Annotated in this window: 19 protein-coding genes and 1 tRNA gene; 15 read left to right on the top strand and 5 right to left on the bottom strand. The window is 70.2% G+C overall.

Going from position 1 to position 20,504, the window contains the following annotated elements; genetic code table 11:
* Positions 1–628: DUF222 domain-containing protein (locus KHA85_RS01325; RefSeq protein ID WP_236884971.1), on the bottom strand; the 628-nt coding region annotated here is incomplete at its 3' end.
* Positions 629–855: 227 nt separating this feature from the next.
* Between KHA85_RS01325 and KHA85_RS01320 the strand changes: the two genes are divergently transcribed.
* From KHA85_RS01320 to KHA85_RS01310, 3 genes are all read left to right on the top strand, one after another.
* Positions 856–1,593, top strand: a complete 738-nt coding sequence (locus KHA85_RS01320; RefSeq protein WP_213184508.1) for a DsbA family protein — start codon at positions 856–858, stop codon at positions 1,591–1,593.
* 153 nt (positions 1,594–1,746) lie between these two features.
* Positions 1,747–1,819: transfer RNA gene (locus KHA85_RS01315), tRNA-Ala, on the top strand.
* Between the two features lie 95 nt (positions 1,820–1,914).
* Positions 1,915–3,009, top strand: a complete 1,095-nt coding sequence (locus KHA85_RS01310) for a serine hydrolase domain-containing protein (protein WP_213184507.1) — start codon at positions 1,915–1,917, stop codon at positions 3,007–3,009.
* Positions 3,010–3,031: 22 nt separating this feature from the next.
* Here KHA85_RS01310 and nadE read toward each other — a convergent pair whose 3' ends face one another.
* On the bottom strand, positions 3,032–3,898 hold the full coding sequence (gene nadE / locus KHA85_RS01305) for an NAD(+) synthase (protein WP_213184506.1): 867 nt from the start codon (positions 3,896–3,898) through the stop codon (positions 3,032–3,034).
* Positions 3,899–4,111: 213 nt separating this feature from the next.
* Here nadE and ykgO point away from each other — a divergent pair, with 213 nt between their 5' ends.
* From ykgO to nrdF, 5 genes are all read left to right on the top strand, one after another.
* Positions 4,112–4,234: a type B 50S ribosomal protein L36 gene (gene ykgO, locus KHA85_RS01300; RefSeq protein WP_007626209.1), complete on the top strand. Its 123-nt coding sequence runs from the start codon at positions 4,112–4,114 to the stop codon at positions 4,232–4,234.
* Between the two features lie 713 nt (positions 4,235–4,947).
* On the top strand, positions 4,948–5,178 hold the full coding sequence (gene nrdH / locus KHA85_RS01295) for a glutaredoxin-like protein NrdH (RefSeq protein WP_109148944.1): 231 nt from the start codon (positions 4,948–4,950) through the stop codon (positions 5,176–5,178).
* Positions 5,179–5,229: 51 nt separating this feature from the next.
* Positions 5,230–5,676 carry a class Ib ribonucleoside-diphosphate reductase assembly flavoprotein NrdI gene (gene nrdI, locus KHA85_RS01290; RefSeq protein ID WP_007627785.1) on the top strand — a complete coding sequence of 149 codons (447 nt, stop codon included), beginning with the start codon at positions 5,230–5,232 and terminating at the stop codon, positions 5,674–5,676.
* 68 nt (positions 5,677–5,744) lie between these two features.
* The gene (gene nrdE / locus KHA85_RS01285) at positions 5,745–7,826 is read left to right on the top strand and encodes a class 1b ribonucleoside-diphosphate reductase subunit alpha (RefSeq protein ID WP_236884998.1); all 2,082 of its coding nucleotides are present in this window, start codon (positions 5,745–5,747) and stop codon (positions 7,824–7,826) included.
* A 55-nt stretch (positions 7,827–7,881) separates the two neighbouring features.
* A complete protein-coding gene (nrdF, locus tag KHA85_RS01280; RefSeq protein ID WP_007627783.1) occupies positions 7,882–8,898 on the top strand; it encodes a class 1b ribonucleoside-diphosphate reductase subunit beta in 1,017 nt (338 codons plus the stop codon).
* 111 nt (positions 8,899–9,009) lie between these two features.
* Here the strand turns inward: nrdF and KHA85_RS01275 are convergent, their stop codons facing one another.
* Positions 9,010–10,146 (bottom strand): TroA family protein, encoded by a 1,137-nt coding sequence (locus KHA85_RS01275; RefSeq protein ID WP_236884970.1) that lies wholly within the window; start codon positions 10,144–10,146, stop codon positions 9,010–9,012.
* Between the two features lie 252 nt (positions 10,147–10,398).
* Here KHA85_RS01275 and ctaD point away from each other — a divergent pair, with 252 nt between their 5' ends.
* The 3 genes from ctaD (at position 10,399) to KHA85_RS01260 (ending at position 14,352) form a co-directional block, all read left to right on the top strand.
* Entirely contained in the window at positions 10,399–12,159 is a 1,761-nt protein-coding gene (gene ctaD / locus KHA85_RS01270) for an aa3-type cytochrome oxidase subunit I (protein WP_213184504.1), read from the top strand.
* Between the two features lie 136 nt (positions 12,160–12,295).
* Complete coding sequence (gene serB / locus KHA85_RS01265; RefSeq protein WP_061229606.1) at positions 12,296–13,525, top strand: phosphoserine phosphatase SerB; 1,230 nt, start codon at positions 12,296–12,298, stop codon at positions 13,523–13,525.
* A gap of 77 nt (positions 13,526–13,602) precedes the next feature.
* Positions 13,603–14,352, top strand: coding sequence for an aminoacyl-tRNA hydrolase (locus KHA85_RS01260; RefSeq protein WP_213184515.1), 750 nt, complete (start codon positions 13,603–13,605; stop codon positions 14,350–14,352).
* Positions 14,353–14,393: 41 nt separating this feature from the next.
* Here the strand turns inward: KHA85_RS01260 and KHA85_RS01255 are convergent, their stop codons facing one another.
* Positions 14,394–16,502 (bottom strand): ATP-dependent DNA helicase, encoded by a 2,109-nt coding sequence (locus tag KHA85_RS01255; protein ID WP_213184503.1) that lies wholly within the window; start codon positions 16,500–16,502, stop codon positions 14,394–14,396.
* A gap of 33 nt (positions 16,503–16,535) precedes the next feature.
* A complete protein-coding gene (locus KHA85_RS01250) occupies positions 16,536–17,894 on the bottom strand; it encodes a nicotinate phosphoribosyltransferase (protein WP_070721585.1) in 1,359 nt (452 codons plus the stop codon).
* A 104-nt stretch (positions 17,895–17,998) separates the two neighbouring features.
* Here KHA85_RS01250 and clpS point away from each other — a divergent pair, with 104 nt between their 5' ends.
* From clpS to murI, 4 genes are read left to right on the top strand one after another with little or no spacing between them, the layout of a single operon-like run.
* Positions 17,999–18,292 carry an ATP-dependent Clp protease adapter ClpS gene (clpS, locus tag KHA85_RS01245; protein WP_007627772.1) on the top strand — a complete coding sequence of 98 codons (294 nt, stop codon included), beginning with the start codon at positions 17,999–18,001 and terminating at the stop codon, positions 18,290–18,292.
* Positions 18,293–18,296: 4 nt separating this feature from the next.
* Positions 18,297–18,917 carry a DUF2017 domain-containing protein gene (locus KHA85_RS01240; protein ID WP_061229610.1) on the top strand — a complete coding sequence of 207 codons (621 nt, stop codon included), beginning with the start codon at positions 18,297–18,299 and terminating at the stop codon, positions 18,915–18,917.
* Between the two features lie 10 nt (positions 18,918–18,927).
* A complete protein-coding gene (locus KHA85_RS01235; RefSeq protein WP_007627770.1) occupies positions 18,928–19,623 on the top strand; it encodes a rhomboid family intramembrane serine protease in 696 nt (231 codons plus the stop codon).
* On the top strand, positions 19,620–20,435 hold the full coding sequence (murI, locus tag KHA85_RS01230; RefSeq protein ID WP_070721588.1) for a glutamate racemase: 816 nt from the start codon (positions 19,620–19,622) through the stop codon (positions 20,433–20,435). The genes KHA85_RS01235 and murI overlap by 4 nt, the downstream gene beginning before the upstream one ends.
* Positions 20,436–20,504 lie beyond the last annotated feature (69 nt).

The following is a 20,504-nucleotide window of genomic DNA, read 5'->3' as shown; positions in this document are numbered from 1 at the left end:
GGCTGGCGTCTTCTTTGCGTAGCCGGATGGCGTCGGGGTCGTGGCGGCCGATGACGGCGTCGATCTCGTCGCGCAGGGCCTTGTCGCCCAGACGGATGCCGGCGGCGACACCGTTGAGGTAGTCCTCGACGACCTGGCGTTGGACCTGATCCAACACGTCGCCGCGGACGGTGGCCATCTGCCGGGCCAGCAGTTCCGCGACGCGTTGTTCCATCAGCCCGGCCGCCATCGCCTCCAGGATGGCCGGGTACCGGGTGTGCAGTTCCCAGGCAAAGGACAGCATCTTCTCCGCGCGTCTGGCGGAGATGGACATCGCCGCCACCACGTAGCCGGCGGCGGCGACGAGGCCGTCGACGACGGCGTGGCCGGGGCGGGCCTCGTGGCTGCCGTCGATACCGTGGCCGTACTCGCGCCAGCATTCCTGCAGCAGGGCGTAGCAGGCGACCAGGCGCTGCGCGGCGGCGCGGTTCTCCGCCGCCCACCCCTCACGCGCCGCCGCCGTCAACCCCGTCAACACCGCCGGACCGGACGCGCCGGCGGGGCCGGACGCGCCGGCGGGGTCGGAGGAGTCGGCAGCGCCGAAAGGGGACGCAGGGCCGCCGGCCGTGCGCTCGGAATCGCCGTCCATGCCCCACCCCCTGTGGTCGGCTGTGCGGCCACGCCGCCACTTGGCTCGAATACGTGTTCTATCCTACGCCTACGTGTTCGACACCACAAGGTCTTTGTCTGCGCCGTCGATAGCGCCCGCGCACGTGCACCCAGGGGGTTGGTGACCAAGGCTTCGGTACCCTCTCCCTAGTGCCGGTCACCCGGAAGGGGTCGACGGTCTCCCAGTAGAGAAAGGCCCGCGGACACGTGAACGCCAAGCCCAACAAGAGCACCAAAGTGCTGCAGACCAAGTCCAACAACGGGATGATCATCACCGTCGTCGCGCTCATCGCGGTCGCGGTGGTGGTCCTCGGTGGAGTGGTCTGGATGGCCCAGAGGGGCGGCGAGGCCAACCCCATCACGTTCGGTGAGACCGCCGACGAGCAGATCGAGATCACGGACACCGGCGTGGTGATCGTGGGTCAGCAGGACGCCCCGACCATCCAGGTCTGGGAGGACTACATGTGCCCCGCCTGCGGCTCTTTCGAGGCGCAGTACGGCGAGTCCATCTCCGAGGCCGTCGAGGCCGGGGATCTGCGGGTCGAGTTCCACACCCTCAACTTCCTCAACGGCCAGTCGGGGTCGGGCGAGTACTCCACGCGCGCCCTGGCGGCCGTCCAGTGCGTCGCGGCGAAGGACTCCCTGCCCGTGTTCTTCGACGTCAAGAACGCCTTCTTCGCCCAGCAGCCCGCCGAGGGTGGCGGCGACCTCTCGGCGCAGGAACTCGCCGGGATCGCCGAGGAGGCCGGTGCGAACCCGGACACGGTCGAGTGCATCGGCAACGTGGAGACCAACGGCGGCATGGACAAGGCCTCCGACAGTGCGGACAACGCCCAGCAGACCATCCGGGAGATCACCGATCGCGTGTCAACCCCGACCGTCGCGTTCGAGGGTCAGGTCGTGGACCTCGCGAACGCCGCCTGGCTGCAGGAGATCGTCGCCTGATCCTCTGCGGTCCCGCGTGTCACGCGCCCACCGTTTTCGTGCCCCGGCCTCGCCTTTTCCGGCGGGGCCGGGGCCGATTTGGAAGGCCGGACCGTGGTGGTGTAACTTAAGTCGGGCCGGTCACCGAGAGGGGAACGGCAGAGAAATGGATACGGGGCTATGGCGCAGCTGGTAGCGCACCACACTGGCAGTGTGGGGGTCAGGGGTTCGAGTCCCCTTAGCTCCACCGGGGACGAGATCCCGGGAGGTCGGAGACGACCGCCCGGGATCTCGTCATTTCGCCGTCTTCCGCGGCGGTTCGTGCGGACGTAGGGTCGGTACATGGCGGAGCCGCGGGAGATCGCCGCCGTGCTCGACGAGCTCGTCGACGCCGGCCGGCTGATCGGGTACGTCTGCGGCGTCCGGCAGAACGGACGCTCATGGCTCGCCGCGGGCGGTACGCGGTCCATGGGCGGGCCCGCGATGCCCGAGGATGCGGTGTTCCCGCTGTCCTCCAACACCAAACCGATCGCGGGCATCCTCACGATGCGGCTCGTGGAGCGTGGCGTGATCGCCCTCGACGATCCGGTGGACGCGCAGCTGCCCGAGCTCGCGGGGCCGCGGGTGCTGGCCGAACCCGACGGGCTGCTGGACCGGACGGTGCCGGCTGACAGACCTGTCACGGTCCGGGACCTGCTCACGATGACCGCCGGCGTCGGGTGGCCGGTACGCAACCCCGACCTGGGCGAGGCCATGGCCGCCCGAGGGGTCGCGCCCGGCCCGTACGCACCGGCCGTCCCGCCGGGGGAGTACCTGCGCAGGCTCGCCGAGCTCCCGTTCGCCGGACAGCCGGGCGGCGGGTGGTGGTACCACACGTGCAGTGACATCCTCGGAGTCCTTCTCGCCCGCGCCACAGGCGCGTCGGTGGGGGAGCTGGTCGCCGAACACGTCACCGGGCCCCTCGGTCTGGCCGACACCGGGCTCACGGCCGATCCGGACCGCCTGGTCGTCACGTACGGACTCGGGCCCGACGGCCGGGTGGCGCCGGTGGACACCTCGGCCAGGTTCACGGCCCGGCCGGTGTTCGACTCCCTCGCCTGCGGGCTCGCCGGGACGGTGCACGACTACCTGGCGATCCTGGACGTGCTCGTCGACGGCGGTCCGCTCATCGGCGCGGAGAGCGCGCGGTTAATGACCTCCGACCACCTCACCGAGCGCCAGCGGGCCTCCGCCGAGGGGTTCCTGGAGCCCGGATGTGGTTACGGGTTCCAGGTCGAGGTCCGCCCCGACGGGACGGTGGGCTGGGCCGGGGGACTGGGCACGATCGGCTACGTCGACCGCCACGCCGGCCGGTCCGCTGCAGTGTTCACCTCGCAGGCCTTCGACGTGCCCGGCACGGCGGAGGCGCTGGAGACGGTGTGGTCGCTGCTGGAGTGAGCGATCGTCGGCACCGGGCCGGTCAGCGCCACCACGTGTCGAGCGGCGTGGCGGGGACGGTGCGCTTGTGCCGTGAGCCGAGGAACAGGGACTCGATGCGGGCGACGGCGTCGGCCGGGACGCCGTCGCGCCCCTCGAGGTAGTCGTCGATCTGCGCGTAGGTGACGCCGAGCGCGACCTCGTCGGGCAGGCCGGGCCTGTCGTCCTCCAGGTCGGCGGTGGGGACCTTGCTCCAGGTGGACTCCGGCGCGCCGAGGTGGCGCAGGAGCGCGGCGCCCTGGCGCTTGGTGAGACCGGTCAGGGGGGTCAGGTCGACGCCGCCGTCGCCGTACTTGGTGAAGAAGCCGGTCACCGCCTCGGCGGCGTGATCGGTGCCGACGACGAGGTGGTTCACCTGCCCGGCCACGGCGTACTGGGCGATCATCCGCTCACGCGCCTTGACATTGCCACGGACGAAGTCCCGGAGCGGACCCGCCTGGTCGGGGAGTGCCGCAAGGGCCGTGGAGGCGGCCTCGGCGGCGGCGTCGGACGCTGCACGGACATCCACCGTCAGGCACGCGTCCGGGCGGATGAACTCGAGTGCGATCTGCGCGTCGGCCTCGTCGGCCTGTACGCCGTACGGAAGGCGCATCGCGACGAACCGGGCCTGTTCCATCCCCTCCTCGCGGAGGCGCTCGGCCGCGAGCTGACACAGTCGCCCCGCGAGCGTCGAGTCCTGACCACCGCTGATCCCCAGGACGAAGCCGGAGGCGGGTGTGGAGCGCAGGTAGTCGACGAGGAAGGCGACCCGCGTCTCGACCTCCTCGGCGGGGTCGATGTCGGGCCGCACGCCGAGTTCGGCGATGATGGAGGCGCGCAGCGCACTGGAGTCGGGTGGCGTCTGGTTCATGCGGTCAGCTTAGGAACCGCGTGTGACGTCCACGTGACATCAGTGCGCGGTCCGTGGTGCGGTCCCTCGTCGGTTGGAGTTCTTGCCGGGTGGTCCGTTACGATGGACCAGTTGTGTGTCGTACATCCGACCCCGTGGCCGGACGTGTCGCACAGTGATTCCCAGTCGTGTCGGCGGCCATCGCGGCCGCCCCGAGAGCCTAAGGAGCGCCACATGAAGGTCCGCAAGTCCCTTCGGTCGCTGAAGAACAAGCCGGGCGCCCAGGTTGTCCGTCGTCGCGGCAAGACCTACGTGATCAACAAGAAGGACCCCCGGTTCAAGGCCCGCCAGGGCTGAGTCGACCGCGTGAGTTCTCACGCACCCCCGAGGGCCCGCCTCCGGTTCGCCGGAGGCGGGCCCTCGTCGTCGTTCCCGTCTCGTCCGCAGCGGTGACCCGCCGCCCGGCGACGAGGCGGGGGTCCGGCGTCGCGCCGCCGCCCGCCGCCGTCGGCCGCGCCCACCCGCGGTGTCCCACGGCCTCCCCGGGTGGCCTTCGGGGGCGCCCGACCCAGCGCCCGCGACGTCCCGACGCTTCGATCGGCGGGGGTGACGGCGAGGGTGCGGAATCGAGCGGAATGGTGGGCAACCTGTGGATGGGATGGGGACAACCGGGGGCGCGTTGTGAGGGCTCTGGGGGCGCGTTGTGGGTTGCCGAAACCGTGTGTCGGAACGCGCTCCGGGATGCCACGATGGGGTGGTGCACCCGCCGCTGAGGGCCCCGGTGCCCCCGGTTCCACGCTGAGCAGGGGCATCCCACAAGGCGGGATCACGACCTGGGAATTCCAGGGATGTAAGACCAAAATGTTGTGGTCAGTTGACCTTCTCGCCACTAGGGGTAGTGTTGGGAGGTGTTGAAGCACCGATGAATGCCATCCATGCGATTCGGCGCACGACCACCGACAGACACGCGGCCGACCCTTAGTCCGGGCCAGAAACCCCGGACGAGACGGCCATCACCAGAAGAGCCCCTCGCGCCGTCCGGCGCCGTGCCGAAAGAGGTCCAGACACACATGGTCACCGTCTACACCAAGCCCGCGTGCGTCCAGTGCAACGCCACCTACAAGGCGCTCGACAAGCAGGGCATCGAGTACCAGGTCATCGACATCTCGGTGGACGACGAGGCCCGTGAGTACGTGATGGCCCTCGGGCACCTCCAGGCCCCCGTCGTGGTGGCCGGTTCCGACCACTGGTCCGGCTTCCGCCCGGACCGCATCAAGGCGCTCGCCTCCGTGGCGGCCTGACGGCCCGAGGGCACCAGCACCTTTTCGAGTTCCTGTGACAAGGGGGCGTCGATGGCGGCTCCGCTGCCGGCCGATCAGCCGGTGAGGATCGTCTACTTCTCCAACATCTCGGAGTACACCAAGCGGTTCGTCGACAAGCTCGGTCTCCCGGCGGTGCGGATACCCGTGCGGAAGACCGAGCCCATGCCGGTCGTGTCGGACCCATATGTTCTGATCGTCCCGACCTACGGGGGAAGCCTCGAGATCACGGGTAAGAGCGGGGCCGCGGTCCCGCGGCAGGTGGTCGCGTTCCTCAACAACGCGCACAACAGAAGTCTGTGCCGGGGAGTCATCGCCGGCGGCAACACCAACTTCGGAGCGGACTTCGGTCGCTCCGGCGACGTGATCGCCAAGAAGCTGGGGGTCCCGTACCTCTACCGCTTCGAGTTGATGGGCACACACGAGGACGTCATCCGCGTCCGAGAGGGATTGGAAGAGTTTTGGCAGCACCAACCGTGAACCCTGAGAGCACCACCGCGGGAGAGGCGGGGGAGGGCCAGCGTCTGGACTACCACGCGCTCAACGCCATGCTCAACCTCTACGACGCGGACGGGAACATCCAGTTCGACAAGGACCGTCAGGCGGCGCGGGAGTACTTCCTCCAGCACGTCAACCAGAACACGGTCTTCTTCCACAACCTCGACGAGAAGCTCGACTACCTCGTCGAGAAGGACTACTACGAGCGCGAGGTCCTGGACCAGTACACGCGCAACTTCGTGCGCGAGCTCTTCGACCACGCCTACGCCAAGAAGTTCCGCTTCCCGACCTTCCTGGGCGCGTTCAAGTACTACACGTCGTACACCCTGAAGACCTTCGACGGGAAGCGCTACCTCGAGCGCTACGAGGACCGCGTCTGCATGGTGGCGCTCACCCTCGCCGCCGGCGACGAGACCCTCGCCCGGCAGTTGGTCGACGAGATCATCGACGGCCGCTTCCAGCCGGCCACCCCGACGTTTCTCAACTCGGGCAAGAAGCAGCGCGGCGAGCCCGTGTCCTGCTTCCTCCTGCGCATCGAGGACAACATGGAGTCCATCGGTCGCAGCATCAACTCCGCCCTGCAGCTGTCCAAGCGCGGCGGCGGCGTGGCGCTCCTGCTGTCCAACCTGCGTGAGCACGGCGCCCCGATCAAGCACATCGAGAACCAGTCCTCGGGCGTCATCCCCGTGATGAAGTTGCTGGAGGACTCCTTCTCCTACGCCAACCAGCTCGGCGCGCGCCAGGGCGCGGGAGCGGTCTACCTGCACGCCCACCACCCGGACATCTACAAGTTCCTCGACACCAAGCGGGAGAACGCGGACGAGAAGATCCGCATCAAGACCCTCTCGCTGGGCGTCGTCATCCCGGATATCACGTTCGAGCTCGCCAAGCGCAATGACGACATGTACCTGTTCTCGCCGTACGACGTCGAGCGGATCTACGGGAAGCCCTTCGCGGACGTCGACATCTCGGCGAACTACCACGAGATGGTCGAGGACAGCCGGATCAAGAAGACCAAGATCAACGCCCGGCACTTCTTCCAGACCGTCGCCGAACTGCAGTTCGAGTCCGGTTACCCGTACATCATGTACGAGGACACCGTGAACCGGGCCAACCCGATCGCCGGCAAGATCACGCACTCCAACCTGTGCTCGGAGATCCTCCAGGTCTCCACGGCGTCGGAGTTCAACGAGGACCTCACCTACTCGCACGTGGGCAAGGACATCTCCTGCAACCTCGGCTCGCTCAACATCGCCAAGGCCATGGACTCGCCCGACTTCGGCCGGACCATCGAGACCGCCATCCGTGGCCTGACCGCGGTGTCCGACCAGACGCACATCAACTCGGTGCCGTCCATCGAGCGCGGCAACTCCGAGTCGCACGCGATCGGCCTGGGGCAGATGAACCTGCACGGCTACCTCGCGCGCGAGCGGATCCACTACGGATCCGAGGAGGGCATCGACTTCACGAACATCTACTTCTACACCGTGCTCTACCACGCCCTCAGGTCCTCCAACCTGATCGCGCGCGAGCGTGGCGCCTGGTTCGCCGGTTTCCCGGAGTCCAAGTACGCCTCCGGTGAGTTCTTCGACAAGTACACCGACCAGACGTGGGAGCCGGCCACCGACCGAGTGCGTCAGCTCTTCGCCGAGGCCGAGGTCGCCATTCCCACCCAGGAGGACTGGCGCGCGCTCAAGGCGGATGTGCAGAAGTACGGCATCTACAACCAGAACCTGCAGGCCGTCCCGCCCACCGGGTCGATCAGCTACATCAACAACTCCACGTCGTCGATCCACCCCGTGGCGTCGAAGATCGAGATCCGCAAGGAGGGCAAGATCGGGCGCGTCTACTACCCGGCGCCCTACCTGACCAACGACAACCTGGACTACTACCAGGATGCGTACGAGATCGGCTACGAGAAGATCATCGACACCTACGCGGCGGCCACCCAGCACGTCGATCAGGGGTTATCGCTGACGCTGTTCTTCAAGGACACCGCCACCACCCGCGAGGTCAACCGCGCGCAGATCTACGCGTGGCGCAAGGGCATCAAGACCCTGTACTACATCCGTGTCCGTCAGCTCGCGCTCGAGGGCACCGAGGTCGAGGGCTGCGTCTCGTGCATGCTCTGACCCCCCGGGCCCGGCCCCGCGCCACAATCCACACCTGCTCTCAGGAGGAGAACCGATGACCGCCGAGCTGCACGCTCCGGGTTCGCACAGCCCCGCCGCCGGCATCCAGCCGAAGCTCGTCGACCGCGTGTCGGCGATCAACTGGAACCGTGTCCCCGACGAGGTCGACGACCAGGTGTGGGGCCGGCTCACCACGAACTTCTGGCTTCCGGAGAAGGTGCCGGTCTCCAACGACATCCCGTCGTGGCAGACCCTGACCGAGTACGAGCAGACGATGACCGCCCGCGTCTTCACGGGACTCACGCTGCTGGACACGATCCAGGGGACCGTCGGCGCGGTGAGCATGATCCCCGACGCCTCGACCCCGCACGAGGAGGCGGTGCTCACCAACATCGCGTTCATGGAGTCCGTGCACGCGAAGAGCTACTCGACGATCTTCTCCACCCTGTGCTCGACCCCGCAGATCGACGAGGCGTTCCGCTGGGCGGAGGAGAACCCCTACCTCCAGCGCAAGGCGAAGATCATTCTCGGCTACTACGCCGGTGACAACCCGCTCAAGCGCAAGATCGCCTCGGTGATGCTCGAGTCGTTCATGTTCTACTCGGGCTTCTACCTGCCCATGCGGTGGTCCTCGCGCGCCAAGCTCACCAACACCGCCGACGTCATCCGGCTCATCATCCGGGACGAGGCCGTGCACGGCTACTACATCGGGTACAAGTACCAGCGCGGTCTCGAGCACGTCACCCAGGCGGAGCGGGACGAACTCAAGGACTACACGTTCGAGTTGCTCTTCGAGCTGTACGACAACGAGGCCGACTACACCGAGGACCTCTACGACCCGGTGGGCTGGACCGAGGACGTCAAGAAGTTCCTGCGCTACAACGCCAACAAGGCGCTGATGAACATGGGCTACGAGGGGATGTTCCCCAAGGACGAGACCGACGTCGACCCGGCCATCCTGTCCGCGCTGAGCCCCAACGCCGACGAGAACCACGACTTCTTCTCCGGCTCCGGCAGCTCCTACGTCATGGGCAAGGCCGAGGCCACCGAGGACGAGGACTGGGACTTCTGACCCAGCCGCCCGAGAACGCCGTGGGGCCCCTGCGACCGATAGCGGTCGCAGGGGCTTCGTCGTTGTCCGGGGGCCGGGCTCGCGACTAGCCGTCGGGGGCGATGTCCGCGACTAGCCGTCGGGGGCGATCCCGTTGATCGATCCCCGGATGTCCTCCAGCACCGCGCGGGCGGCGACCGGACCGGCGCCCTCCCACACGGCACGGTCCACCACGAACACCCGGTTGGCGCCCACGGCGTCCAACTCCATCCACCGGTCCGAGGCGAAGGCCTCCCGCGCCGCCTCCTCGGAACCGGGGCGACCGCCGACCACGGCGAAGATGACGTCTCCGTCGAGTTCGTCACCGAGTGGGGGCGACTCGGGCAGCGGCGGCACGCGTTCGCCCTCGCGGGTGCGCTGCGCGGGCGGACGGCCCGCGCCCACCGCCTCCAGCATGAGCGAGCCGAGTGTGTCGGCGTCCTGCACGCGCGCCCCGTCACCCGAGCCGTCGGCGACCGAGACCAGCGACACCCAGGAGTCCGACGGCGTCGTCGCCCCGGCGGTGAAACGCGCCCGGTCGATGACGTCCAGCAACAGGTCGCCGCCCGCCCGCGGTCGGCCGTAGGCGTCGGCGACGGACTCGGTCGCATCGGTCCACTCGAGGACGTCGCCGGAGTAGACGACGGTCGGGGCCACGTCGGCGAGCGCGTCGACGACCGTGGGATCGAGATCCGGCGAGCCGGCCAGCACGATGAGGTCGGGCGTGAGGTCGCGCGCGGCGTCGGCGACCGCGCCGGCGTCCGCGCCTCCGCCGAGGTCGATGGTCGGGAGAGCCACGAGGGGAGCGGGTAGGTAGACGTCGGCGTCGCGGGGCAGCCCGGAGGTGCCGACGACGAGGTCCTGCAGTCCCAGAGCGCAGGCGGTGTCGACCGCACCCACACCGAGGGCGAGGATGCGTTCCGGCGATCTCGGGACCGCCACACTGTCCGGGCCCGGCCCGGTGGAGTCGACCCTGCGGGTGCCCGCGCCGGGGAACTCGGCGGGCGCCGGCGCGGGCGCGCACGATTCCTCGGGCTCCGCGGAGCGTTGCAGTTCCTCGCCCGCCATCCGTGACGGCGTCGTCGTCACGGGGTACTCGACCATGTCGACGGGGGAGGGGCCGCACGCGGCGAGCGCCAGACCGGCCGCGAGCGGCAGGGCGGCCCGGGCGGCACGCCGCGCATACCCCCGCCCGGGGCGTCGGCGGAGGACGGGAACGGTTTCGGTCATGGGACAACAGCCTAGGAGATGGGTCCGCCGGGGACGCTCCCGCCGAGGTCGACGCCCTCCGGTGACGGGCGCTCCGCGCTGCGGCAGGTGTCGCCGTTAACGGGGGTGAGCACCGGTGACGAGATCGACGGGTCGGATGGGCGTCGCTCTCAGCCGAGGGTTAGGATTGCGGTCACGCACTATTCCTATGCGTTCGACGTGGGGTCGGTGGTTCGACCCGCGACGTCGGGTGAGGCGTTCAGGAGGACCCTTATGACCGCAGTGGCCCCCAAGCCGGTCCACGAACTCGACCACCCACCGGGTGAACCCACCGGCAACTCCCGGCCGGGCTCGTTCGTGTGGAAGATGCTGACGACGACCGATCACAAGATGCTCGGCATCATGTACATCGTCCTCTGCTTCATCTTCTTCTTCATCGGCGGCCTCATGGCCCTGCTCATCCGGGCGGAGCTCTTCTTCCCGGGCATGCAGTTCCTGTCGAACGAGCAGTTCAACCAGCTGTTCACCATGCACGGCACGGTGATGCTCCTGCTCTACGGCACCCCGATCGTCGTCGGGTTCGCGAACTACATCATGCCGCTGCAGATCGGCGCCCCGGACGTGGCGTTCCCGCGTCTCAACGCGCTCGGCTTCTGGCTGTTCGCCGCCGGCGGCACGATCATGCTGTCGGGCTTCCTGACCCCCGGTGGTGCGGCGTCGTTCGGCTGGACGATGTACATGCCGCTCGCGGACAAGATCCACTCGCCCAACGTCGGCGCCGATCTGTGGATCCTCGGCGTGGGCATCGGCGGTATCGGCACCATCCTCGGTGCCGTCAACTTCGTCACCACGATCATCTGTCTCCGTGCCCCGGGCATGACGATGTTCCGTATGCCGATCTTCACGTGGAACATCCTCGTGGCGTCCGTGCTCATCCTGCTCATCTTCCCGCTGTTCACCGCAGCGGCCCTGGGCGTGTTCTACGACCGCACGTTCGGCGGCCGGATCTTCGACCCGGCCAACGGCGGCGCGATCCTGTGGCAGCACCTGTTCTGGTTCTTCGGCCACCCCGAGGTGTACGTCCTCGCGCTGCCGTTCTTCGGCATCGTCTCCGAGGTCTTCCCGGTGTTCTCCCGGAAGCCGCTGTTCGGCTACGCCGGCCTGGTCTTCGCGACCCTGGCCATCGCCGCGCTGTCCATGGCGGTCTGGGCGCACCACATGTTCGTCACCGGTGCCGTGCTGCTGCCGTTCTTCTCCTTCATGACGTTCCTCATCGCCGTCCCGACCGGCGTGAAGTTCTTCAACTGGATCGGCACCATGTGGCGGGGCAAGATCACCTTCGAGACCCCGATGATGTTCGCCCTCGGCTTCATCATAACCTTCCTCTTCGGTGGTCTGACCGGCGTCATGATGGCCTCGGCTCCGATCGACTTCCACATCTCGGACACCTACTTCATCGTCGCCCACTTCCACTACACGCTGTTCGGCACGATCGTGTTCGCCACGTTCGCCGGCGTGTACTTCTGGTTCCCCAAGATGACGGGCCGGATGTACGACGAGACGCTGGGCAAGTGGCACTTCTGGCTGATCTTCATCGGCTTCCACACCACGTTCCTGGTCCAGCACTGGCTGGGCAACCAGGGCATGCCCCGCCGCTACGCCGACTACCTGGACACGGACAACTTCACCGTCCTCAACCAGATCTCCACGGTCGGCTCGTTCATCCTCGGCATCGCGATGCTGCCGTTCATCTGGAACATCATCAAGAGCTGGCGTTACGGCGAGATCGTCACTGTCGACGATCCGTGGGGTGCGGGCAACTCCCTCGAGTGGGCCACCTCGTGCCCGCCGCCGCGCCACAACTTCGTGACGCTGCCCCGCATCCGCTCCGAGCGCCCCGCGTTCGAGCTGCACTACCCACACATGAGCGAGCGGATGCGCGCCGAGGCCCACGTCGGCGGCCGGAGGAAGTCCCAGGACCCGGACGCCGTCAAGGACGTGGCCCAGCGCGGGACCTCTCCGCAGAAGGGCTGACCACCCGCCCGTACTCACCCACGGGCACAGGTCCCGGGAACCCCGTCGGCTGGCTCGTCCACCGGCGGGGTTCCCGTCTGTCGGCCCACCGCACCACCCAGCAGTCGCCCACCACGATCACCTGTCAGGAGCACACGTGAGCACCTCCGGCACCCCGGCCCTCCTCACCGTCACAGGGCCCGACCGGCCCGGAGTCACCGCGCGGGTCATGTCCGTCCTCGCCGCGCACGACGCCGACCTCGTCGATGTCGAACAGGTCGTCGTCAACGGGCACCTGTCCCTGGGGCTGATGGTCCGGGTCGACCGTGACGCCGACGTCGTCGCGGTCGTCCGCGAGCTCACCGAGCAGGTCCACGACCTCGGAATGCACCTCGAGGTGCAGTTCGACGACATCGCGCCCGCGGCGCCGCCGTCCACCCACGCGGTGGTGATCCTGGGCAGCCCGGTCACCGCGTCGGCGTTCTCCGCGGTCTCCGGCGCGCTCGCCTCGATCGGCGCGAACATCGACATCATCCGCGGCATCGCCGACTACCCCGTCACCGGAATCGAGCTCCACGTGTCGACCGCGCGGCGCGACGCGGCCGACGACGCGCGGCTGCGGGAGACGCTCGCCCCCCTCTCCGACGCGCACGGGGTGGACATCTCCGTCGACGGGGCGGGCCTGAGCCGCCGGTCCAAGCGGCTCGTGGTCTTCGACGTCGACTCCACGCTCGTGCAGGGCGAGGTCATCGAGATGCTCGCCGCCCACGCCGGCAAGGAGGAGGAGGTCCGCGCCGTCACCGAACGGGCCATGCGCGGCGAGCTCGACTTCGCCCAGTCGCTGCACGAGCGGGTCGCCACGCTCGCCGGGCTGCCGGCCACCGTCCTCGACGAGGTCGCCGCGAGCATCGTCCTCACACCCGGCGCCCGCACCACGATCCGGACCCTCAAGAGACTGGGGATCCGCTGCGGCGTGGTCTCCGGGGGCTTCATCCAGGTCATCTCGGGCCTCGTCGAGGAACTGGGTCTGGACTTCGCGAAGGCCAATACGCTCGAGATCGTCGACGGTCATCTCACCGGCCGGGTGATCGGGGAGGTCGTCGACCGCGAGGCGAAGGCGGAGTACCTCCGCGCGTTCGCCGACGAACTCGGCATCGCGCTCAGCCAGACCGTCGCCGTCGGGGACGGCGCCAACGACATCGACATGCTCACGACCGCGGGGCTCGGCATCGCGTTCTGCGCCAAGCCCGCTCTCCGCGAGGTCGCGGATGCGTCGCTGTCCAAGCCGTTCCTCGACACGGTGCTGTTCGTCCTCGGGATCACCCGCGACGAGATCGAGGCCGCGGACACCGCGGCGGGGACGTACCGACGCGTGCCGCTCACGTGACCGGCGCGCCTGACACGCCTGACGGGCCTGACGGGGCTGCCGCGGTCGACGGGCAGACGGCGGAGGCAGCCGGCGGGGTGGTCGGCGGGGTGGCGTCCGGCGCGTCGCTCGACTGGTGCCACGAACGGTTGCGGGCGGGGTCGCGGGGCGCGGAATACCCCGAGGACCGCTCGACGGTGCGGTCGATGCCCATCGTGCTGCACCTGCCCAAGAACGAACCCCCGGCCCGCACCCCGCTGTTGGAGGCGGTGGCCGGCGCGGTCGCCGCTGTCTGCCTGGATGAGCGCGTGGCTCCGGGCGGGCCGTGGCACGAGCCCTATGCCGACTGGTTGGACGCCCGGATGCGCAAGATCGCGCGGCGTGCGCGGGGTGCACCGTGGCGGGCCGCCCTCGACGTTCCCGGGGTGACTCACGAGGTGGACGGGTGTGCGGCGCGCGCCTGCGTCCCCGGTCCGGTGGACGAGGTCGACCCGCGGTTGGCGAAGTTGCAGATCGGCGGGACCGACCTGGCCCGCGATGAGCCGCCGGCGCCGCCCGTGGGCACTCCGGTGGTGTGGATCGACGGGGCGCTAGAGATGTCCGTCGGCAAGGCCGCCGCCCAGGTCGGCCACGGCGTCATGCTGCTCATCGCGGAGATGGGCAGGGCCCGCCTCGACCGCTGGATCGCGCAGGGACGCCCGGTGGCGGTGCGGGAGGCCGACCGACCCCGCTGGCGCTCGTTGTCCGAGGCGGTCGCCGCGGGCACGCCGGGCGTCGCCGCGGTGGTGGACGCCGGCTACACCGAGGTGGCCCCCGGATCGCTGACGGTGATCGCGGTCGACCGCTGACGGCGGCGCGTGCGATGTCCCGGCGGACGCCCGCCGATGTCTCAGGCGTTCCGGAGGCGCTCCAGCGCGCCGATCACCACGTCACGGTCGGTGGTCTGCCAGAACGGGGGCAGTGAGGCGCGAAGATAGCCGCCGTACCGGGCGGTGACCAGGCGGGAGTCGAGCACCGCCACCACGCCGCGGTCCTCGGTGCGTCGGAGCAGACGTCCGACGCCCTGGGCGAGCAGGAGGGCGGCGTGGTTACCGGCGACGGCGAGGAATCCGTTCCCCCCGCGGGCCCCCACCGCACGCTGTCGCGCGGAGAGCAGTGGATCGTCCGGCCGGGGGAACGGGATGCGATCGATCACGACGAGGGACAGGGTCCGCCCGGGGACGTCGACGCCCTGCCACAACGAGAGGGTCCCCACGAGGGTCGTCTCCTCGTCGTCGGCGAACTGCGCGACGAGATTGGCCGTCGAGTCCTCGCCCTGACACAGCACCGGGGTGTCCAGGCGCTCGCGCAGGAGCTCGGCCGCGGCCCTGGCCGCGCGCATCGAGGAGAAGAGGCCGAGCGTTCGGCCGCCGGCGGCGGTGATGAGGTCCACCAGCTCGTCCTCGGCGGCCGGTGAGGTCCCGTCCCGACCGGGCGCGGGCAGGTGCGCGGCCACGTAGAGGATGCCGTTGCGGCGGTAGTCGAACGGTGAGCCCGCGTCGAGGCCGGTCCAGCGCAGGGAGTTCGCGTCGTCGTCGGACGGCGGCTCGAGCGCGACGGCGCTCGCGGTGTCCGGGCGCGCGGACGACGCCGGCGGCAGGCCCCAGGTGGCGGCGAGCCCGTCGAACCTCCCCCCGGTGGTGAGCGTCGCGGAGGTGAGGATGACGGTCGACTCGGCGAACAACCGGGCGCGCAGCAGCCCGGCGACCGAGAGGGGCGCCACCCGCAGGATCCGGCCGCGACGGTCCTCGACGCTCATCCACACGATCTCGACGCGCTCGGTGACCGGCTTCTCGTAGGAGGACAGCATCCGGTCGGCCGCGTCGGCGATCTCGTCGAGCGCGGCGAGGGTCTTCTGCCGGTCGGAGGCCCCCTGCGGGTCGTTGGCGACCTCCCCGGGCTTGGGGCCCGGCACGGCGCTGCGGCAGTTCTCAGCGGTGTGGCGCACGGCGGCCAGGGCGAGGTCGGCTCCCTCGGGCAGGAGGTCCCAGCGCCCCTCGGGGCAGATCTCGAGCAGGGTCGCCAGGCCCTCGCCGGCAGCGACCATGCGGTCCGCGGTCTGCTGATCCACGAGCTTGGCCGCCCGGCGCGCGGCCTGGATGACGGCGGCGCCGGTGAGCTCCGCGGTGGTCACGCCCGTGACCCGGTCCGCCAGCTCGTGGGCCTCGTCGATCACCACGGCGTCGTGCTCGGGCAGGACCGACACGTCCGTCATCGCGTCGATCGCGAGCAGGGCGTGGTTGGTCACCACGACATCGGCCTGACCGGCCTTCTGGCGTGCCAGCTCCGCGAAGCACTCGGTGAACTCGGGGCAGACCTGCCCGAGGCACTCCCGGCTCGTCACCGACACCTGCCGCCACGCCGCGTCGGAGACGCCGCGGGGGAGGTCATCGCGGTCACCGGTGTCGGTCTCCTGGGCCCAGTCGTGGAGCCGCGCGATCTCGCGTCCGAGCCAGGAGCTGGGTCCGGTGTCGCGCGTGGAGGCCTGTCGGGGGGTGCGCGCGGCGGTGGACTCGCCGCCGATCGGGAGGTCGAACAGCTCCTCGGTCTCGATCTCCTCCGGGTCGGCCTCGTCGACCGGCCCGGTGCTCACCCGGTGCAGGCACAGGTAGTTGCCGCGGCCCTTGAGGATCGCGTGGGACGGACTCACGCCCAGCTCGGGGCGGAGCGCGGCGGCCAGGCGGGGCAGGTCCCGGTCGACCAGTTGGTTCTGCAGCGCGATGGTCGCCGTGGAGACGACCACGGTGCCGCCGGTGGCGACCGCGTGGCGGAGGGAGGGCACCAGGTAGGCGAGGGACTTTCCGGTGCCGGTGCCGGCCTGGACGGCGAGGTGTTCGCCGGTGGACAACGCGTTGCCGACGGCTTCCGCCATCGCGAGCTGCCCCGTCCGCTCGCTGCCACCCAGGCTCTCGACCGCGGTGGCGAGCAGCTCGGAGACGGAGGGGAGCGAGTCGGTCACGCGGCTACCCTAGCGGCCCGCCCGGACACCGGGTCAGGCGCCGGGCAGTGCCCCCGGCGGCACGACCCGCACGGGGATCGCGGGGTCGCCCTCGCTCAGGGCGAGCCCCTCCCACGGCAGCGAGACCATGACCGACGCGTGATGGGCGCGCGACTCCTCCAGGGTCGGCAGGCCGGGCACGGTCTCCCCGCCCCGGATCAGCGGGAGCATGAGCTCGCGCTTCTCCAGCCCGTTCTCCTCGGGGGCCTCCGCAGAGAACGGCAGGAGCACCTCCTCGACCGCGGTGCCGGTGCGTCGGTGGAGGCGGATCGCGCGCTTGGCCCCGGGGAGGGACTCCTTGTGCGCGGACCGCTTGGCCACCGGGATCCCGTCGACCTCGACGAGCTTGTAGACCATCCCGGCGGTGGGGGCGCCCGAGCCGGTGACGAGCTTGGTCCCGACCCCGTAGACGTCGACGGGTTCGGCGCGCAGCGCGGCGATCGCGTACTCGTCGAGGTCGCCGGAGACGACGATCCGAGTGTTGTAGGCGCCCAGCGAGTCGAGCTGGTCGCGGACCTGACGGGCGAGGACGCCCAGGTCCCCGGAGTCGATGCGGACGCCGCCGAGCTCGGGCCCGGCCACCTCGATCGCGGTCTCGACCCCGGCCGTGATGTCGTAGGTGTCCACGAGGAGCGTGGTGCCGACGCCGAGCGCGCGGACCTGGGACCGGAACGCCGCCGCCTCGTCGGGTCCGTCGGGGCCGGTGTGCAGCAGGGTGAACGAGTGGGCCGAGGTTCCTGCCGACGGCACCCCGTGGCGTCGGGTCGCCTCGACGTTGGAGGTGGCGTCGAAGCCGGTGAGGTAGGCGACGCGGGCCGCGGCCACCGCGGCCTCCTCGTGGGTGCGGCGCGAGCCCATCTCGATGATGGGCCGACCATCCGCGGCCCAGTTCATCCGCGCGGCGGCGGAGGCGATCGCGCTGTCGTGGTTGAGCACCGACAGCACGAGCGTCTCCAGTACGACGCACTCGGCGAAGCCGCCCCGGATGCTCAGGACGGGGGAGCCGGGGAAGAACAGCTCGCCCTCCGGATAGCCGTCGACGTCGCCGGTGAAGCGGAAGGCCCGCAGCCAGTCCGTGGTCCGCTCGTCGAGCGAGTCGGCCAGGGCGTCGATCGCCTCGTCGTCGAACCGGAAGTCGGCCAGCCGCTCGAGGAGGCGTCCGGTGCCGCCGACCACGCCGTAGCGGCGGCCGGCGGGCAGGCGCCGGGCGAACACCTCGAACACGCACGGCCGGTCGGCCGTGCCGTCCGCGAGGGCCGCCTGGATCATGGTGAGCTCGTATTTGTCCGTGAGCAGGGCGGTGGACGGTCGCCCGGAGCCGGGCGTGGCAGGGGAGGTGGTCGTCGAGGTCACGGGGCCGACTCTACGGCGTGGCCGACCCGCCGCGAATCCGTATCCTGGGAACCATGCACCCTGTGACGACACCGCTTGCGGCCGTCAGGAGCACCGCCCCGGTGATGGCGATGCCGTCGGCCGCGCCCGTGGAGACCACGGACGCGGACCTCGACGGCGGGGTGGACAATCCCTGGTTGACCGTCGTGTGGGACGACCCGGTGAACCTCATGAGCTACGTGACGTTCGTGTTCCAGCGGGTGTTCGGTTACAGCCGGGAGAAGGCGCACGAGTTGATGCTCAAGGTCCACAACGACGGCCGGGCGGTGGTCTCGTCCGGTAGCCGCGACAAGGTGGAGAACGACGTCCGCAAGCTGCAGGAGGCCGGGTTGTGGGCCACGATGCAGCGGGAGGCGTGAGCCGGTGAAGGCCTGGCAGCGGAAGTCGTCCCTGGGCGGGACGCGCATCAAGTCCGTCATGGAGAGCCACGAGGTGCAGATCCTGCACGCGCTGGTGTCGAACATCGTGGACATGCTCGAGCAGCGTCGTGACTCGGCGCCGCGGGACGAGTTGGCGGAGATCACGGGTATGCGCAGCGGGCACTCCCAGCTCCCGGCCGAGGCTCCGCTCGCGCGGTTGCTGCCGGATTTCCACCGGCCGGAGGCGGCCGATCGCCGGGACGGGTCCGAGGCCGACCGGGCGGCCGTCGCGCGCGCCCACAACGCGGGTATGCGCATGATCCACGAGCCGGCCATCATCGACGCGAAGCTCGACTGCGCGGGCGTGGTCCTGCGCTCGTTGCCCTCGCGCGGCGGCACCGTGTCGCTCACCCTCGACCAGGCGGGGGCGTGGATGCGCTGCCTCAACGACGTGCGCCTGGGCCTGGGGGCCGTCCTGCTCGAGGCCGGCTCGACGGACGGGACACCCGCCACCGACATCCCCGAGTACGTGCCGGACGACGATCCCCGGTCGGCCCAGCTGGACGTGTACCACTGGCTGACCTTCATGCAGGACTCCCTGTGCACCGCCCTGGACGGGCAGTGAGGAGAACACCGTGAACCGTGACCCGAGATCGCCCTGGCCGGGCGCCGGAGCGGCCCGGCCGGCGGACCCGGGTCCGCGGCGGTGGCCGGCCCTGGTCCTGTTGTGGTCGTTCGTCGCCCTGATGTGGGTGGTGGAGGCCGCGGACCGGGTCATCGTGGAGCTCGTCGGCCCCCGGCAGACGCTCGACGACTACGGTGTGCAGCCGCTGTCGACAGACGGGCTGCTCGGCATCGTGTTCCAACCGCTGTTGCACGGCGACTGGGCGCACCTCATCGGCAACTCGATCGCCCTGCTCGTACTGGGCTCGATCATCGCCCTGTCGGGAATCCGGCCGCTGCTCAGTGTCACGCTGATCTCGTGGCTGGCCTCGGGCGTGGTGTCCTGGCTGCTCGGCGGCGCGGGCACCGTCCACATCGGGGCGTCCGGCATCGTGTTCGGCTACATCTTCTACGTCATCGTCCGCGGCTTCTTCTCGCGGCGGATCCTGCACCTGGTGATCGGCCTGGTCATCGGCTTCTATTACGGACTCGAGGCGTTGGCGGGCCTGTCGCCGATGCTCGACGGCGTGTCGTGGCAGGGCCACCTGGGCGGCGCGGTCGGCGGCGTGGCGTCGGCGTACGGCCTCAGACGCGACCGTGACCGCGACCGCGGGGCACGTCACCTCACCGCAGGCCGGGCGGGGCGTCCCGCCGGACCGCGGAGGTGACGCGCCCCGATCCGCGGGCCCCCATCGGCGTGTTCGACTCGGGCGCCGGGGGGCTGACGGTCGCCCGGGCGATCGTGGACCAGCTCCCCGACGAGTCGGTGGTCTACGTCGGGGACACCGCCCACGGGCCGTACGGTCCGCTGTCCCTGGCGCAGGTCCGCGCGCACGCCCTGGCGGTGGCGGACCAGCTCGTCGACCGCGGCGTCAAGGCCCTGGTGATCGCGTGCAACACCGCGTCGGCGGCGATGCTGCGGGACGCGCGCGAGCGCTACCCGGTGCCGGTGGTCGAGGTCATCCAGCCGGCGGCGCGGCGCGCGGTGGCCACCACGCGCTCGGGTCGGATCGGAGTCATCGCGACCCGCGCGACGGTGGCGTCGCGGGCGTACGACGACGCGGTGGCGGCGGCCGCCGGGATCGAGCTGACGTCGGTGGCGTGCCCCAAGTTCGTGGAGTTCGTCGAGCGCGGCATCACCAGCGGCCGTCAGGTGCTCGGGTTGGCGGAGGCCTATCTGGCGCCCATCCGGGACGCCGACGTCGACACCCTGGTGTTGGGCTGCACGCACTACCCGTTGCTGTCCGGGGTGGTGCAGCTCGCGGCGGGCGATCACGTCACGTTGGTCTCGAGCGCGGAGGAGACGGCCAAGGACGTGCTGCGCGTGCTCACGGCGGAGGATCTGCTGCGGCCGCACGATCCGGCGGACCCGCCGACGCGCGAGTACCTCGTCACGGGCGACCCGGACGCGTTCCGGCGGGTGGCGTCGCGGTTCCTGGGCCCGGGGCTGGTGGCGGTGGGCCGGACGGCCGCCCGGTGAGGCGCTGTCACGCGCGGGGCGCGTGCGGCCGCGATCACCACGACACGCGGCGCGGCGTGGCACGATGGT

Origin of the sequence: Dietzia massiliensis (assembly GCF_018390595.1) — a bacterium.
GTDB classification, from domain to species: Bacteria; Actinomycetota; Actinomycetes; order Mycobacteriales; family Mycobacteriaceae; genus Dietzia; species Dietzia massiliensis.
The sequence above is the reverse complement of the archived record's forward strand: the minus strand, read 5'-3'. Positions and strand labels throughout refer to the sequence as shown.

Bases quoted from the DNA above. Each gene is read 5' to 3' on its own strand.
- KHA85_RS01310 (WP_213184507.1), top strand. From the start codon at position 1,915: ATGGCGGAGCCGCGGGAGATCGCCGCCGTGCTCGACGAGCTCGTCGAC.
- nadE (WP_213184506.1), bottom strand. From the start codon at position 3,898: ATGAACCAGACGCCACCCGACTCCAGTGCGCTGCGCGCCTCCATCATC.
- ykgO (WP_007626209.1), top strand. From the start codon at position 4,112: ATGAAGGTCCGCAAGTCCCTTCGGTCGCTGAAGAACAAGCCGGGCGCC.
- KHA85_RS01275 (WP_236884970.1), bottom strand. From the start codon at position 10,146: ATGACCGAAACCGTTCCCGTCCTCCGCCGACGCCCCGGGCGGGGGTAT.
- clpS (WP_007627772.1), top strand. From the start codon at position 17,999: ATGGCGATGCCGTCGGCCGCGCCCGTGGAGACCACGGACGCGGACCTC.
- ctaD (WP_213184504.1), top strand. From the start codon at position 10,399: ATGACCGCAGTGGCCCCCAAGCCGGTCCACGAACTCGACCACCCACCG.
- nrdH (WP_109148944.1), top strand. From the start codon at position 4,948: ATGGTCACCGTCTACACCAAGCCCGCGTGCGTCCAGTGCAACGCCACC.
- nrdE (WP_236884998.1), top strand. From the start codon at position 5,745: ATGCTCAACCTCTACGACGCGGACGGGAACATCCAGTTCGACAAGGAC.
- nrdF (WP_007627783.1), top strand. From the start codon at position 7,882: ATGACCGCCGAGCTGCACGCTCCGGGTTCGCACAGCCCCGCCGCCGGC.
- nrdI (WP_007627785.1), top strand. From the start codon at position 5,230: ATGGCGGCTCCGCTGCCGGCCGATCAGCCGGTGAGGATCGTCTACTTC.